This window comes from Streptomyces sp. NBC_00271, assembly GCF_036178845.1.
Taxonomy (GTDB): Bacteria; Actinomycetota; Actinomycetes; order Streptomycetales; family Streptomycetaceae; genus Streptomyces.
In genome coordinates, this window is sequence record NZ_CP108070.1 from 9285154 (window position 1) to 9300484 (window position 15331).

The window sequence follows — 15331 nt, forward strand, 5'->3', positions numbered from 1 at the left end:
CCCCGAGCCTACGTGCAGGAGTAGGGTCGGCGGCGAAACCCGGAGGTGAGGGGGGACGCCATGGGACACGCACGCAGCGCCTCCGCAGTGCCGACCTTGGTCCGCGTCACGGCCATCGCGAGCCTGACGCCCCTGGAGGAGCTCGACGCGGACCCCTTCCTCGTGGACTCCCGCAGCCAGTACGCGATGTGCGCCCGCTGGGCCGCCGAGCGCGGTTACGTCGTCACCCGCGAGCTCCTCGTCCGCGGTCTGCGCCCCGACCACCGCACCCTGTGGGCGGACGTCGAGGCGGGCCTCGTGGACCTGTTCGTCGCGCCGAGCCACCGCGTCCTGGAGCGCGCCCTCGCCTCCGTGGACGAGTTCACCGCCGAGTGCGTCCGCCGCGGCGTACGGATCGAGACGGTCGGGCGCGCGGAACCGTCGTACGACGCCCAGATGAAGGCCCGGGTCCACCGTCGCCTGTCGATGCCGACCGCGGGCTACGACGGCCGCTGAGGGGGACACCGGGGGCCGCTCGACCGTTGTGACAGGGTGGGAGCAGGCCTCGCACACCGGGCGGGCCGGGACGTGAGGTGGACAGGGCGTGGGCGGAAGGCGTTGGCGGCGACTTCTCAGCGGAGTGTGGCGGAGCCTCGCGGTGTGGGCCGTGTCCACGGTCACCATGCTCGTCCTCGCCGGTGTGCTGCCCGACTTCCAGCTGGAGTCCACCAACGGCGACAGCGCCACGCGGATAGCCGTCACCGCCGGGGTCGGCGCGGCCGTCTTCGGTCTGCTCTCCTCGCTCGTGTGGCCCCTGCTCGTACGGGCACTGCTCCTGGTGCCCGCCCTCGTGCTCGGTCTGCTCGTCTTCTTCCTGAACGGGTCCTTGCTGCTGATAGCCCTGCGCATCAACCCCTCGGGGCAGGGCGAGGCCGCGCCCGAGACCGCCGTGGTCGTCGCCGCCGTGATGTCCGCGGTCGCCTCGGCCACCGGGGGTGCCCTCGCCGTCCGGGACGACGACGCCTACCGGCGCAGGCTCTACCGGCTCGCCGACCGGCGCCGCAGGCGCGGTGACGGGCAGGCCTGGCCCTCGACCCCCGGTGCCGTCTTCCTCCAGCTCGACGGTGTCGGCCACGACGTGCTGCAGGAGGCGGTCGCCAAGGGGCTGATGCCCACCGTCGCGCAGTGGCTCGGGGGCCCCGGGGAGGGCGGCTGTCCCACCCACCGGCTCACCCCGTGGCGCACCGACTGGTCCAGTCAGACCGGCGCCAGCCAGCTCGGCATCCTGCACGGCAGCAACCACGACGTGCCGGCCTTCCGCTGGTACGAGAAGGACACGCACGAGGTCATGGTGTGCAACCGGCCCTCCAGCGCCGCCGAACTCCAGCGTCGGGCCGTCGAGTACACCGGCGACGGGGGCCTGCTCACCGTCGACGGCGCCAGCCGCGGCAACCTCTTCAGCGGCGGCGCCGACCAGCTGGCTCTGGTGCTGTCCATGGCCGCGCGAAGGGGCCGGGAGAACCGTTCCCGCTCCGGCTACTTCGCCTACTTCAGCGACCCCGCCAACGCCGTCCGTACGGCCATGTCCTTCGTCGCCGAGGTGCTGCGCGAGATGGGCCAGTCCACGTGGGCCCGGATGAAGAAGCGGCGGCCCCGGGTCAAGCGCGGCGGGCTGTACCCCTTCGTGCGCGCCTTCGCGACCGTCGTCGAGCGGGACGTCGTCGTCGCCGCGGTGATCGGCGACATGCTCGCCGGACGCAACGCGGTCTACGCGGACCTGGTGGCGTACGACGAGGTGGCCCACCACTCCGGGCCGCGCAGCCGGGACGCCGAGAAGGTCCTGGAGCGTCTCGACCGGTCCCTCGCCCTGGTGGCCAAGGTCGCCGAACACGCCCCGCGGCCCTACCGGATCGTGGTGCTGTCGGACCACGGCCAGAGCCCCGGCGAGACCTTCCTGACCCGCTACGGCCTCAGCCTCGGCAACCTGGTCCGGGCCGGCTGCGGGCTGCCCGTGCCGCGCAGGGCGCAGCGTACGCACAGCGGCACCGAGGCGCGGGCGGCGGTGCGGGCCGCGCTGCGCAGACCCGTCGAGGAGCGCGGTGAGCGTCACCGTCCCTCGCGCCGTTCCGAGCCCATCGTGCTGGCTTCAGGCAACCTCGGCCTGGTCTCCTTCCCCGACATGCCGCACCGGATGAGCCGGGAGGAGATCGACCGCCGCCACCCCGCGCTGCTGTCCACCCTCGCCAACCACCCCGGCGTCGGCTTCGTGCTGGTCCGCAGCGAGGAGTACGGCGGACTCGTGCTGGCCGCGAACGGCGCGGAGGTGCCGGTCGACAAGCTCGACGACGCGCGCCCGGGCCCGCTCGCCGACTTCGGCCCCGGCGCCGCCGACGCCGTACGACGTACGCACTCCTTCCCGCACGTCGCCGACATCATGGTCAACTCCTCGTACGACCCGCAGGAGGGCGAGGTCCTCGCCTTCGAGGAGCAGATCGGCTCGCACGGCGGACTCGGCGGGGCCCAGGCCCGCCCCTTCCTGCTGTCACCGGTGGCCCTGTCCGTCCCGGTCGAGGACGACGCGGATCTCGTGGGCGCCGAGCAGGTGCACCGCGTACTGCGGCGCTGGCTGCGCGAGTGCGACGGCCCCCAAGTGCCGCTGGCGGCGCCCGCGGACGAGCGCGCCGCCTGAGCCACGGCCAGGGGGCCGGGCCGGGGCGGCGGAAACGGGCTGCGGTCGGTGGCGGCGGAAAATGGGCTGCGGTCGGCGAGCCCCGCGCACACACTGTTCGCATGGAGCACCGCGCACCCGCGGGGCACTTCCCGACCCCCGAGGATGCTGCGTGCAGGCAGTCGTGACCGTCACCCCCGCCCGGATACCGGAACTGCTGCTCGGTCTCGCGACCGTGCGGCCGGTCTTCCTCTGGGGCGCCCCCGGTATCGGAAAGTCCTCCTTGGTGAGGGAGTTCGCCGAGTCGCTGGGACTGGAGTGCGTCAGCCTGCTCGGCACCCAGCTCGCCCCCGAGGACCTGATCGGCGTCCCGCAGATCCGCGACGGGCGCTCGGTGTTCTGCCCGCCGGAGGCGATCGCCCGGGACGAGCCGTACTGCCTCTTCCTGGACGAGCTGAACGCGGCGACGCCGGATGTGCAGAAGGCGTTCTACTCGCTGATCCTGGACCGCCGCATCGGCAACTACGAGCTGCCCAAGGGCTCGATCGTGATCGGCGCGGGCAACCGCGCCACCGACAACGCGCTGGCCCGTCCGATCGCCTCCGCGCTGATCAACCGCCTCACGCACGTGCACCTGGAGGCCTCCTCCAAGGACTGGCTCGGCTGGGCCGCCGGCAACGGCATTCACCCCTGGGTCGTGGACCACCTCACCGACCGGCCCGACCATCTGTGGTCCAAGCCGCCGAAGACCGAGGAGCCGTTCTCCACGCCGCGCTCCTGGCACATGCTCTCCGACGCGCTGCACTCCTTCGGGCCGGCCCTCGACGAGCCGACCCTGAAGGTGATCGCGCACGGCACCCTGACCCCCGCGCACGCGGTCGCCTTCTGCGGCTATGTGAAGATCGTGCGCAGCCGGTTCGGCATCGAGGCGATCGTCAAGGGCGACGCCCGCTGGCCGCACCGCCCCGAGGACCGCGACCTGCTCTACTACCTCGCCGAGTCCTTCCGCGGCCGGCTCATCAAGGAGCTGCCCGCCAGCAAGGAGCACCTCTCGACGAGCGGACAGCAGACCGCGTACCGCGCCAAGTCGCTGCTCGTGCAGCTCGCGGAGATCTCCGTGGAGGTCGCGCAGGGCGTCATCGCCCCGGACACCGACGGCAATCCCCTCCTGCCCGCCTGGTTCCTGGTGGAGGCGGCCCGCGACATGCCCCGGCTGGTCGAGGCGCGGCAGTGAGCCGCACCCCGACGAGCCGCGGCAAGGGACAGCCGAAGAAGGACCTGGCGGCGGAGGCCTTCGCGGAGGGCATGCGGCTGGTGCGGGCCAACCGGGCGCTCGCCGCCATCGGGTTCAGCACCTGCCGCCAGGAGGACTGCCCCGACTCGCCCCGCGACGGTCTCGTCCGCGTCGACTCCAACGGCGTGCTGCACGTCCACCCCACCCGCCGCGCCGAGCCCGTCGAGTGGGCCTGGGCGGTCGCGCACGCCGTCATCCACCTGGGCTTCGGCCATGTCCCGGCGGCGCCGAAGACGCGTGAGCAGCCCGACCGTCACGCCCTCGCCGCCCGCTGCGCGGTCGTCAACCGCTTCCTGCTCGGCTTCCCCATCGGCCTCACCCCCGAGGACCTGCCGCGCACGTACCCCGACGGCGACGAGGAGCAACTCGCCGCCCGCTGGCGGCGCGAGGGCACTCCGGCCCCGTACGAGCGCTGCGGTACGGCCGGCGGCGAGCCGGACCAGCTGCTGGTGCCGTGGGACACCTGGAAGGGCGGCCAGGCCCCGGACTGGCAGCTCGAGTTCGCGCACGCCCTGACCCGCACCGTGGCCACGGCGATGGACATGGCCGGCGGCCGCCGCGGCTCGATGCGCGGCGGGCCCACCCGGCTGCAGCCCTGGGAGCGGGCGCTGAGCTGGTTCATCTCCTCCTACCCGCTGCTCGGCGGCATCGCGGCCGGCATCACGCTGGTCGCCGACGCCGAACTGGCCCGCGCCCACGACATCTCCGTCGCCGCCGTGAACGCGGAGGCGGGCGAGATCTACATCAACCCGCTGCGCCAACTGGAGGACGAGGAATGGCGGTTCGTCCTCGCCCACGAGATGCTGCACGCCGCCCTGCGGCACGGCGACCGCTGCGGCCCCCGCGACCCCTACCTCTTCAACATCGCGGCCGACTACGTCATCAACGGCTGGCTGTGCGAGATGCAGGTCGGCACGATGCCCGAAGGCCTCCTGTACGACGCGGAGTTGAAGGACCTCTCGGCGGAGGAGGTGTACGACCGGATCGCGAAGGACCTGCGCCGGATGCGCCGGCTGTCCACGCTGCGCGGCAAGGGCGCGGGTGACATCCTCGGCGCCCCGCTCGGCTCCCCGCGCGACTACGTGGACCTGGACGAGCTCTACCGGCGCGGGCTGAGCCACGGCTTGGACCTGCACCAGCAGCTGGAGAGGGGCTATCTGCCGGGCGGTCTGGTCGAGGAGATCCGCGCGCTCGACCATCCACCGCTGCCCTGGGACGCCCGCCTGGCCCGCTGGTTCGACGAGTTCGTGCCCCGCCCCGAGCCGGTACGGACGTACGCGCGCCCCTCGCGTCGTCAGGCGTCCACCCCCGACATCCCGCGCGCGGGACGGTACTTCCCGCCCGAGGAGATCGCCCGCTGCACCTTCGGCGTCGTCCTGGACACCTCCGGCTCCATGGACCGCACGCTGCTCGGCAAGGCGCTGGGTGCCATCGCCTCGTACGCCGAGGCCCGGGACGTACCGGCCGCTCGGGTGGTGTTCTGCGACGCGGCGCCGCACGACGCGGGCTATCTTCCGGTCACCGAGATCGCCGGTCGCGTACGAGTGCACGGGCGCGGCGGTACGGTGCTGCAGCCCGGCATCGATCTGCTGCACCGCGCGGACGACTTCCCGCCGGGCGCGCCGCTGCTGGTCATCACGGACGGCTGGTGCGACGTGCTGCGGGTGCGGCGCGAGCACGCGTATCTGATTCCGCAGGGCGCGCGGCTCCCGTTCACGGCGCGGGGACCGGTCTTCCGGGTGCGGTGAACCGTGATCGCGGTCTCGGTGAGCCGTCTTCGCGGTTCGGTGAGCCGTCATTCTGGGTGAGTCGCGCGCAGGTGTGATCGGATGGTGCGCACGGACCCCGAAAACGGGACCCCATCGAAGGGAATCATCGTGGCAACCACGCGCACCGCGCACACCGTGTGGGAAGGCAACCTGCTCGAGGGCAGCGGCGTCGTCACCTTCGACTCCTCCGGCATCGGCCAGCAGCCGGTGACGTGGGCGTCGCGGGCGCAGGACGCCAACGGCAAGACCAGCCCCGAGGAACTGATCGCGGCCGCCCACTCCAGCTGCTTCTCCATGGCGCTGTCGCACGCCCTCGCGGGCGCGGGCACCCCGCCCACCAAGCTCGTCACCAACGCCGACGTCACCTTCCAGCCCGGCGAGGGCATCACCGGCATCCACCTGACGGTGGAGGGCACGGTGCCGGGCCTCGACAACGACGGCTTCGTCGCGGCGGCCGAGGACGCGAAGAAGAACTGCCCGGTCAGCGCGGCGCTGACCGGCACGACGATCACCCTGACGGCCAAGCTGGCCTGACGTCCGGGAGCAGTACGGCGCCGCGGTCCCCGTGCAGGGCCCGCGGCGCTGTCATGTCCGCCCCATTGACAAGAACGCACTCAAGTTTTGTGCTTGAAGGTGGGCATCGCCCTGGCGGAAGGGGACGGACATGGCACGTGCGGTCGGGATCGACCTCGGTACGACGAACTCGGTGGTGGCCCTCCTGGAAGGCGGCGACCCCACCGTCGTGACCAACGCGGAGGGCGCGCGCACCACCCCCTCCGTGGTGGCCTTCGCCAAGAACAACGAGGTGCTCGTCGGCGAGGTCGCCAAACGTCAGGCGGTGACGAACGTGGAGCGCACCGCGCGCTCGGTCAAGCGCCACATGGGCGACGCGAGCTGGCGCTTCCCGGAGCAGGGCTCCGTCGACGGCACCCGCTACCGTGCCCAGGAGCTGTCGGCGCGCGTCCTGCAGAAGCTGAAGCGGGACGCGGAGGCCTACCTCGGCGAGGACGTCACGGACGCCGTGATCACCGTGCCCGCGTACTTCGACGACGCCCAGCGCCAGGCCACCAAGGAGGCCGGCGAGATCGCGGGCCTGAAGGTGCTGCGCATCATCAACGAGCCGACGGCCGCCGCCCTCGCCTACGGCCTCGACCGGGGCGAGGAGCAGACCGTCCTCGTCTTCGACCTGGGCGGCGGCACCTTCGACGTTTCCCTCCTGGAGATCGGCGACGGCGTCATCGAGGTCAAGGCGACCAACGGCGACACCCGGCTCGGCGGCGACGACTGGGACCAGCGGGTCGTCGAACACCTCGCGCAACGCTTCAAGGCCTCGCACGGCATCGATCTCGGCCACGACAAGATGGCGCTGCAGCGGCTGCGCGAGAGCGCCGAGAAGGCCAAGATCGAACTGTCGAGTTCCTCCGAGACCGCCGTCAACCTGCCCTACATCACCGCCACCGCCGACGGCCCCCTGCACCTCGAGGAGAAGCTGACCCGCGCCCAGTTCCAGGAGCTGACCGCCGATCTGCTCGACCGCTGCAAGACCCCCTTCCACCAGGCGGTCAAGGACGCGGGTGTCAAGCTCGCGGCGGTCGACCACGTCATCCTGGTCGGCGGCTCGACCCGGATGCCCGCCGTCACGGACCTGGTCAGGGAACTCACCGGCAAGGACCCGCACAAGGGCGTCAACCCGGACGAGGTCGTGGCGCTCGGCGCGGCCCTTCAGGCGGGTGTCATCAGGGGGGACGTGAAGGACGTCCTGCTCCTCGACGTCACCCCGCTGTCCCTCGGCATCGAGACCAAGGGCGGCATCATGACCAAGCTCATCGAGCGCAACACCACGATCCCGACCCGCCGTTCGGAGATCTTCACCACGGCCGTGGACAACCAGCCCTCGGTCGGTATCCAGGTCTACCAGGGCGAACGCGAGATCGCCGCGTACAACAAGAAGCTCGGCGTCTTCGACCTCACCGGGCTGCCGCCCGCTCCGCGCGGAGTCCCGCAGATCGAGGTCGCCTTCGACATCGACGCCAACGGCATCATGCACGTCTCCGCGAAGGACCTCGCCACCGGGCGCGAACAGAAGATGACCGTCACGGGCGGCTCCGCGCTCCCCAAGAACGACATCGACCGCATGATGCGCGAGGCCGAGCAGTACGCCGAGGAGGACCGCGCGCGCCGCGAGGCCGCCGAGACCCGCAACCAGGCCGAACAACTCGTCTACCAGACCGAGAAGTTCCTCCGCGAGAACGACGAACGCATCCCCTCCGGGACGAAACCCGAGGTCGAGGCCGCCGTCGCCGACCTCAAGCGCCTCCTGGAGGACTCCGCCACCGACACCACCGCCCTGCGTACCGGCGTCGAGAATCTGGCCTCGGTGAGCCAGAAGATGGGCCAGGCCATGTACGCCCAGGCCCAGCAGACGCCCCGGGAGGAGCCGGCCGCCGAGCACACCACGGCGGCGGAGGAGGAGGGCGTGGTGGACGCCGAGATCGTGGACGACGAGAAGGAGACGAGGGGCGGCGCGGCATAAGGACCCTCGAGGTGAGGGGCTCTCGGAGAGCCCCTCCCTGGAAACTCCTCGCCAAGAACCCCTCCCTGGGAACTTCTCAGTAGGAGTCCCGGATCTCCCGCAGGATCTCCTTGGTACGGGGCACGGAGGCGGCGTGGGCGGACATGTGGTCCAGCACTTCCAGGTGCGTGGCCACCTCGGCGCGCGAGTCGAGGTAGATGGCACCGGTCAGGTACTCGCTGTAGACCATGTCGGGCAGTTCCGGCTCCGCGAAGCGGAACAGCGCGAAGGAGGTGTACGTCCCCGGATGCGGGCCGCTCGCGTACTCGGCTACTTGGACGGAGATGTCGTCGCTCTCCATCTCCCGCAGCAGCCGGTCGATCTGGTCCCGCATGACCTCGCCCCGGATGCTCACCGGACGCCGCAGGGCGGTCTCGTCCATGATCACCCAGAGGTGGGGCCGGTGCTCGCGCCCCAGCAGCAGCTGCTGCCGCGTCATGCGCAGCGTCACATGCCGCTCGATGGCCTCGGGCCCCGTCTGGCCCACCGTGCCCGCCTCCAGCACGGCGCGGGCGTAGTCCTCGGTCTGCAGCAGCCCGGGCACGAAGTGCGGCTCGTACGAGCGGATCAGACGGGCGGCGCCCTCCAGGCTGACGTGCATGCTGAACCAGTCCGGCAGCACATCGTGGAACCGCTGCCACCAGCCCGGCTGGTTCGCCTCCTCGGCGAGCGCGACGAAGGCGGCCACCTCGTCGTCGGCCACGCCGTACGTCGTCAGCAGCACCTGGAGGTACGGGATCTTGAGGGCGACCTCGGCCATCTCCATCCGCCGCACCGTCGCCGGGGCGACACGCAGGACACGCGCGGCCTCTTCCCGCCTCAGCCCGGTGGCCTCCCGCAATTCCTGCAGCCGCCGCCCGAGCACCACTTGCCCCACGGTGGGCGCAGCCCGCCGCTCACTCACGCCACGCCCTCCCCAAGCGCCGAAGCCCCCACTCAAACGGATCAGCGACGCTCCGTCAAGACACCAGTGACTGAAGGTATTTGACCGTCGCAGGATCCGCGGGCAGAAACGTCTCGATGGCCAGCTCGGCGACGGTGACGTCCATCGGGGTGTTGAAAGTGGAGATGGAGGAGATGAAGGACAGCACGCGCCCGCCGTGCTCGATCTGCAGGGGGAGCGCGAAATAGGGAACGGTCTCGACGCCGCCGTCCACATCCCCTTCCCCTGCCCCTTCCTGTTCCTGCTCCGGTACCGGGTAGGCCGCCACCTCCTCGTAGAGCGCGCGCAGTGGCTCGGAGCGGTCCAGGGCGATCTGCCGTTCCATCTGCGCGAGCAGGTGGTCGCGCCACTCGCGGTGGTTGCGGATCCGCGGCGCCAGGCCCTCAGGGTGGAGGGTCAGCCGCATCGCGTTCAGCGGCGGCGTGAGCAGCGACTCGCAGACGCCCTCCAGGAGCATGGCGATGCCACGGTTGGCGGCGAGCACGGTGTACGTGGCGTCGACCACCAGCGCCGGGTAGGGCTCGTAGCCCTGGATCAGCCGCTCCATGCCCTGGCGCAGGGCGTCCATCGAGGGGTCGTCGAGGGGGGTCTCCGGGTAGTGGGGCGCGTAGCCGGCGGCCAGCAGCAGCGCGTTGCGTTCCCGTACGGGGACGTCGAGGTGTTCGGCCAGCCGCAGCACCATCTCCTCGCTCGGGCGGGAGCGGCCGGTCTCGATGAAGCTGATGTGGCGGGCCGAGGAGTCGGCCCGCAGTGCCAGTTCCAGCTGGCTGACCCGGCGCTGCTCCCGCCAGCCGCGCAGCAGCGGGCCGACGCCCTTGCCGACGGGGTGGGTTGAGGGTCTGGTCGGACCGGACGCGACGATGGACATACGCCGACCGTAACCGAGGAAGACCGTGGGTGGAGCGTGGGTGCCCTCGAACGCCGGACGGCCCGGGTTTCCAGGGGCGCGGGAAGCTGCGCGACCGGCCCCCACACACCCGCAGTCGAAGACGGGGCGCCGGAGAGCCCTGGTCGAGGGACTGTGGCAGGCTGAGAAACAGCCCTCACCACACCCCACCGCATCCCCACCGCACGAAGAACGGAGCGAGATCATGCCCGTCGAACCCCTGTCGCAGAAGGAGATCGAGGATCAGCTCGCGGAGCTGCCCGGCTGGTCCCTGGACGGCGACCACCTCGCCCGCTCCTACCGCCTCCCCTCCCACTTCGCCGCGACCGCGATGGTCGTACACGTCGCCCAGGTACAGGAGGAGCTCGACCACCACTCCGACCTCACCCTCGGCTACAACACGATCTCCCTCACCGTGAACACCCACAGCGTCGGCGGCGCCGTCACCGAGCTCGACCTCAAGCTCGCCCGCAGGGTGGAGGCACTCGCTCCGGGACATGGCGCACACTGATTCACATGCTGGACTACGACAAGGAAGCCGACGCATACGACGCCAGCAGGGGCGGTGAGCCCAGAGCGGCCGCTGCCGCGGACGCCGTACTCGGCCTCGTCCCCGACGACATACAGGCCCTGCTCGACGTCGCCTGCGGCACCGGAATCGTCACGCGCCGCCTCGCCGCCGCCCGCCCGACGCTCCGGGTGACGGGCGCGGACGCCGCGCAGGGCATGGCCCGGATGGCGGCGGCACGGCTCCCGGGCGCGGTGATCCGCGCCGACAGCCGCCGACTGCCCTTCCCCGACGCCTCGTTCGACGCCGTCACCAGCGTCTGGCTGCTCCATCTGGTCGACGGCGCCGAGGACGTCCGCGCCATCGTCGCCGAGTGCGCGCGGGTCCTGCGCCCGGGCGGGGTGTACGTCACCACCGTGGACAAGGCCGCCGCGCACGACGTGGGCAGCGACATCGACGCCGTACTCGCCTCCCGCCCGCGCCGCCCCGCCCAGGACCGCCCCGAGGACGTCGAGGCGTACGCCGTCGAGCACGGCCTCACCCCGGCCGGCGGGGCCCGTTTCCGGGGCCACGGCCAGGGCCGCAGCCCGCGCAGCACCGTGGCGGACCTGCGCCGCGGCTGGTTCACCCGGATCGCCCCGGACGACCCGCTGGCCGAGCGTTTCGTCACGCTGCTCGAGGCGCTGCCCGATCAGGAAGTCCCGCGCCCCGACCCGCGGTTCGCGCTCCGCGCGTTCAGAAAGATCCCCGCCGCGCGAACTCCATGACCCAGTTGATCACCCACGTCTTCTCCCCGTCCACGGAGAAGCCCTGCTCCCAGCGGGCCGTGGTCGGGGAGATCCCCGACCACACGAACCGCACCCGCACGTCCTTCCCGTCGTGCGTGTCGTCGCCGTGGAACTCACCGCGCCCGTCGGGCCCGAACCGCCCCACCACCGGCGGAAACAGCTTCCCGCTGCGGCTCGACGACCAGTTCAGCGACCACACCCGCGCCGCGGGGTCGAAGAGCCGCAGGGTGAGCCCCTGCCAGCCCTGACCGGGCACCGTCATCTCGTCGATGTTCGCGGCCCCGTCGAACAGGCTCCAGCAGCGGTTCGTGGCACCGAACTCCTCCCAGCCGCTGTCGGGGTCGAGGAAGTCGGTCAGACGCCTGTGGCGGACGTCCCACTCGCCGTGGAAGAAGTCGAAGTCGTGCGGGCTGCTCATGAGCGGTCTCCAGTCGTGCCCTCGGGGAGGGAGTCGGCAAGGTAGGCGTCCAGGTCGGGGGCGTCGGGCACGAGCATGTGCCGCACCCAGGCGTCGCGTTCGTGCAGGATCGGCGGCAGCTCCCAGACGCAGCCGATCCAGGGGAGGTCGGGTGTGATGAAGTGCGTGGGGTCCCGGTCCGGGCAGCCCAGGACCGGCTGGCCCGCCGACGCGCCGCGGAAGTGCAGGACGTTGTCCCACACCCAGCTGTACGCGTTGAGGTAGGCGCCGTCGTCGCCGCCCCGGTGCAGTACGACGAAGGTCGCGGGCGGTGTGCCGTCGGGCTGCGGCAGCAGCTTCGGCAGCATCGCGTACGCCGCCGCCTCGACGTCGGGCGCGATACCGGCCGGGTCCGCGGTGACGTGGTAGCGCTTGATCCGACGCCCCGCCACCTCGATGGGCGGCGGCACGGTCAGCAGTTTCTCCCTGAAGTCCGAGGAGTTCGGTTCGTTCCGTTCGTTCGGGGAGTGCGAGGAGTTCGGCAAGGTCGTGGAAGCCATGACGCGCACGCTAGGCCGACTTCACTGACATCCTGTGTCAGTGAAGTCCAGTCGGCTCGTCTCGATCCTCCTGCTGCTCCAGACCCGCGGCCGGATGACCGCCGCCGACCTCGCCGAGCAACTCGACGTCTCGGTGCGCACGGTCTACCGGGACGTCGAGGCTCTGAGCGCGGCGGGCGTCCCGCTGTACGGCGACGCGGGGCACGCCGGCGGCTACCGCCTCCTCGACGGCTACCGCACCCGTCTCACCGGCCTCACGGAGGGGGAGGCCGAGGCCCTCTTCCTGGCCGGCGTCCCCGGCCCCGCCGCCGAGCTGGGCCTCGGCCCGGTCCTGGCCGCCGCCCAGCTGAAGGTGCGCGCCGCCCTCCCGCGCGAGCTGCGCACGCACGCCGACCGGATCAGCGGCCGCTTCCACCTGGACGCCCCCGGCTGGTACGCGGACGCCGACGACACCCCGTACCTCCCCGCCGTCGCCGACGCCGTCTGGAACGCGCGGGTGCTGCACGTCCTGTACCGCCGCTGGCGCGAGCCCACGGAGGTGCGGCGCCGCCTGGAGCCGTACGGCCTGGTCCTGAAGGCGGGCCGCTGGTACGTCGTCGCGGGCCCCGGTCCGCGCACGTTCCGCGTCGACCAGATTCTCGAACTCACCCTGACAGAAGAGGAGTTCAGCCGCCCCGAGAGGTTCGACCTGGCCGCGTACTGGACGGCGTACCAACAGGAGTTCCACGACCGGCTGCACCGCGCCGAGGCCGTGATCCGGATCGCGCCGGGAACCGTTCTCACCGGCCCGGCGGCCCGGGCTGTCGAGGTCAACGGCCACACAGATGGAGACGGTTGGACGCGCGCCACCGTCCCCATCGAATCCATCGACCAGGCCCACGACGCATTCCTCGGACTGGGTGCGGCGATCGAGGTGCTGGAGCCCGCCGAACTGCGGGAGCGCATCGCGCGCACGGTGACGGCACTGGCCCGCCTGTACGCGTAGAGAGCGCTTGCGAATGCTTGCCGGAAGACGGCAACCCACCTGCCCGCCGCGGCAACTGAGGGGACAGAAGCAGTCTGTCCTCCCAGGAGGTAACCATCGTGCAGCACCCGCACAGGCAGCACCGCAGACGCGCCATCGGCTCGGCCCTAATGGCCACGGCCGCCCTCATCGCCGCCGGACTCACCGCCCTCGGCACCGGAACGGCCCATGCGGCCACAGCCCGACAGGTGGAGGCCCTCGACCGGGGCGTCGTCAGTGTCCACACCGACAGCGGCAACCTGGTCAGCTGGCGATGGCTCGGCACCGACCCGAACGACGTGTCCTTCAACGTCTACCGGGCCGGGACGTTGGTCAACCCGACGCCGATCACCGGCTCCACGAACTACTTCCACTCGGGCGCGCCCGCCCAGGCCGACTACACGGTCCGCGCGATCGTGAACGGCGTCGAGCAGGCCGACTCGGTGCACGCCATCCAGTTCCGTACCGGATACAAGGACGTGCCCATCACCCCGCCCGCGGGCGGTACCACTCCCGACGGGGTCGCCTACACCTACGAGGCCAACGACGCCTCCGTCGGCGACCTCGACGGGGACGGCCAGCTCGACTTCGTGCTCAAGTGGCAGCCCACCAACGCCAAGGACAACTCCCAGTCCGGCTACACCGGCAACACGATCGTCGACGGCATCAAGCTCGACGGTACCCGCCTGTGGCGCATCGACCTGGGCAGGAACATCCGCTCGGGCGCGCACTACACACAGTTCCAGGTGTACGACTACGACGGCGACGGCAAGGCCGAGGTCGCCATGAAGACGGCGGACGGGACGACGGACGGCCGGGGCACCGTGATCGGCACTTCCTCCGCCGACTACCGGAACTCCAGCGGATACGTGCTGTCCGGGCCCGAGTACCTGACCATGTTCAACGGGCAGACGGGCGCCGCCATGGGCACCGTCGACTACGTTCCGGCGCGCGGCACGGTCTCCTCCTGGGGCGACTCGTACGGCAACCGGGTCGACCGATTCCTAGCGGGAACGGCCTACTTGGACGGCTCCCGGCCCTCCCTCATCATGGCGCGCGGCTACTACACCCGTACCGTCATCGCCGCCTGGGACTGGCGGGGCGGCGCCTTCACCCGACGCTGGACCTTCGACACCAACTCCTCGACCAACAGCGGCAAGGGCTACGACGGCCAGGGCAACCACCAGTTGTCGGTCGCGGACGTCGACGGGGACGGCAAGGACGAGATCGTGTACGGCTCGATGGCCGTGGACGACAACGGCAACGGCCTGTGGACCACCAAGAACGGGCACGGGGACGCCATGCACGTCGGCGACCTCGACCCTTCCCGTCCCGGCCTGGAGGAGTTCAAGGTCGACGAGGACTCCTCGAAACCGGCGTCCTGGATGGCGGACGCCAAGACGGGCGCGATCCTCTGGTCCACGGCGGCCGACGGCGACAACGGCCGAGGCGTCTCCGGTGACATCTGGGCGGGCAGCGCGGGCGCCGAGTCCTGGTCCTCGCACGCCGACGGCGTCCGCAACCCGCAGGGCACGGTGGTGGCGACCCGCAAGCCGGGCAGCATCAACTTCCTGTCCTGGTGGGACGGCGACCCCGTCCGCGAACTCCTCGACGACACCCACATCGACAAGTACGGCACCTCGTCCGACACCCGCCTGCTGACCGGCTCGGGCGTCCACTCCAACAACAGCACCAAGGCGACTCCGTCACTGTCGGGCGACATCCTCGGAGACTGGCGCGAGGAGGTCGTCTGGCCGACGACCGACAACACGGCCCTCAGGATCTACTCCACCCCGTACGAGACGACCACAAGGATCACCACCCTCCTCCACGACACCCAGTACCGCACGGCCCTGGCCTGGCAGAACACCGCCTACAACCAGCCCCCGCACCCGAGCTTCTTCATCGGCAACGGGATGGCGACGGCACCCCGGCCGACGGTGTACGTGCCCTGAGCGGTGTAG

At 71.3% G+C, this 15331-nt stretch carries 14 protein-coding genes; 10 read left to right on the forward strand and 4 right to left on the reverse strand.

The window, feature by feature from the left end; genetic code table 11:
- Positions 1-60: 60 nt before the first annotated feature.
- From OG798_RS42140 to dnaK, 6 genes are all read left to right on the forward strand, one after another.
- Positions 61-495, forward strand: coding sequence for a hypothetical protein (locus OG798_RS42140; RefSeq protein WP_121414476.1), 435 nt, complete (start codon positions 61-63; stop codon positions 493-495).
- An 88-nt stretch (positions 496-583) separates the two neighbouring features.
- Positions 584-2668, forward strand: a complete 2085-nt coding sequence (locus tag OG798_RS42145; protein WP_097224111.1) for a phage holin family protein — start codon at positions 584-586, stop codon at positions 2666-2668.
- A 151-nt stretch (positions 2669-2819) separates the two neighbouring features.
- On the forward strand, positions 2820-3881 hold the full coding sequence (locus tag OG798_RS42150; RefSeq protein ID WP_095851657.1) for an ATP-binding protein: 1062 nt from the start codon (positions 2820-2822) through the stop codon (positions 3879-3881).
- Between the two features lie 71 nt (positions 3882-3952).
- On the forward strand, positions 3953-5689 hold the full coding sequence (locus OG798_RS42155) for a vWA domain-containing protein (RefSeq protein WP_413253668.1): 1737 nt from the start codon (positions 3953-3955) through the stop codon (positions 5687-5689).
- Positions 5690-5818: 129 nt separating this feature from the next.
- Positions 5819-6244 (forward strand): OsmC family protein, encoded by a 426-nt coding sequence (locus OG798_RS42160; RefSeq protein ID WP_060901013.1) that lies wholly within the window; start codon positions 5819-5821, stop codon positions 6242-6244.
- Between the two features lie 130 nt (positions 6245-6374).
- Positions 6375-8243 (forward strand): molecular chaperone DnaK, encoded by a 1869-nt coding sequence (dnaK, locus tag OG798_RS42165; protein ID WP_267063419.1) that lies wholly within the window; start codon positions 6375-6377, stop codon positions 8241-8243.
- A 76-nt stretch (positions 8244-8319) separates the two neighbouring features.
- Here dnaK and OG798_RS42170 read toward each other — a convergent pair whose 3' ends face one another.
- Together OG798_RS42170 and OG798_RS42175 are read right to left on the reverse strand one after the other, a co-directional pair.
- Positions 8320-9186, reverse strand: coding sequence for a helix-turn-helix domain-containing protein (locus OG798_RS42170; RefSeq protein ID WP_267063420.1), 867 nt, complete (start codon positions 9184-9186; stop codon positions 8320-8322).
- Between the two features lie 55 nt (positions 9187-9241).
- A complete protein-coding gene (locus OG798_RS42175) occupies positions 9242-10093 on the reverse strand; it encodes a helix-turn-helix domain-containing protein (protein ID WP_095851654.1) in 852 nt (283 codons plus the stop codon).
- A 223-nt stretch (positions 10094-10316) separates the two neighbouring features.
- Between OG798_RS42175 and OG798_RS42180 the strand changes: the two genes are divergently transcribed.
- Positions 10317-10622 (forward strand): 4a-hydroxytetrahydrobiopterin dehydratase, encoded by a 306-nt coding sequence (locus OG798_RS42180; protein ID WP_095851653.1) that lies wholly within the window; start codon positions 10317-10319, stop codon positions 10620-10622.
- Positions 10623-10627: 5 nt separating this feature from the next.
- On the forward strand, positions 10628-11386 hold the full coding sequence (locus OG798_RS42185; protein WP_095851652.1) for a class I SAM-dependent methyltransferase: 759 nt from the start codon (positions 10628-10630) through the stop codon (positions 11384-11386).
- Here OG798_RS42185 and OG798_RS42190 read toward each other — a convergent pair.
- Together OG798_RS42190 and OG798_RS42195 are read right to left on the reverse strand one after the other, a co-directional pair.
- Positions 11355-11825, reverse strand: a complete 471-nt coding sequence (locus OG798_RS42190; RefSeq protein WP_328758720.1) for a hypothetical protein — start codon at positions 11823-11825, stop codon at positions 11355-11357. The two genes, OG798_RS42185 and OG798_RS42190, sit on opposite strands and share 32 nt — an antisense overlap.
- Positions 11822-12274: a hypothetical protein gene (locus OG798_RS42195; RefSeq protein ID WP_267063962.1), complete on the reverse strand. Its 453-nt coding sequence runs from the start codon at positions 12272-12274 to the stop codon at positions 11822-11824. Before OG798_RS42195 ends, OG798_RS42190 begins: the two co-directional genes overlap by 4 nt.
- A 130-nt stretch (positions 12275-12404) precedes the next feature.
- Here OG798_RS42195 and OG798_RS42200 point away from each other — a divergent pair, with 130 nt between their 5' ends.
- Complete coding sequence (locus tag OG798_RS42200; protein ID WP_267063422.1) at positions 12405-13349, forward strand: helix-turn-helix transcriptional regulator; 945 nt, start codon at positions 12405-12407, stop codon at positions 13347-13349.
- A gap of 149 nt (positions 13350-13498) precedes the next feature.
- Complete coding sequence (locus OG798_RS42205; RefSeq protein WP_328760147.1) at positions 13499-15322, forward strand: rhamnogalacturonan lyase; 1824 nt, start codon at positions 13499-13501, stop codon at positions 15320-15322.
- The last annotated feature ends 9 nt before the right edge of the window (positions 15323-15331 follow it).

Excerpts from the sequence above, each read along its gene's own strand:
- OG798_RS42140 (WP_121414476.1), top strand. The coding sequence starts at position 61 with ATGGGACACGCACGCAGCGCCTCCGCAGTGCCGACCTTGGTCCGCGTC.
- OG798_RS42155 (WP_413253668.1), top strand. The coding sequence starts at position 3,953 with ATGCGGCTGGTGCGGGCCAACCGGGCGCTCGCCGCCATCGGGTTCAGC.
- dnaK (WP_267063419.1), top strand. The coding sequence starts at position 6,375 with ATGGCACGTGCGGTCGGGATCGACCTCGGTACGACGAACTCGGTGGTG.
- OG798_RS42175 (WP_095851654.1), bottom strand. The coding sequence starts at position 10,093 with ATGTCCATCGTCGCGTCCGGTCCGACCAGACCCTCAACCCACCCCGTC.
- OG798_RS42180 (WP_095851653.1), top strand. The coding sequence starts at position 10,317 with ATGCCCGTCGAACCCCTGTCGCAGAAGGAGATCGAGGATCAGCTCGCG.
- OG798_RS42185 (WP_095851652.1), top strand. The coding sequence starts at position 10,628 with ATGCTGGACTACGACAAGGAAGCCGACGCATACGACGCCAGCAGGGGC.
- OG798_RS42190 (WP_328758720.1), bottom strand. The coding sequence starts at position 11,825 with ATGAGCAGCCCGCACGACTTCGACTTCTTCCACGGCGAGTGGGACGTC.
- OG798_RS42205 (WP_328760147.1), top strand. The coding sequence starts at position 13,499 with ATGGCCACGGCCGCCCTCATCGCCGCCGGACTCACCGCCCTCGGCACC.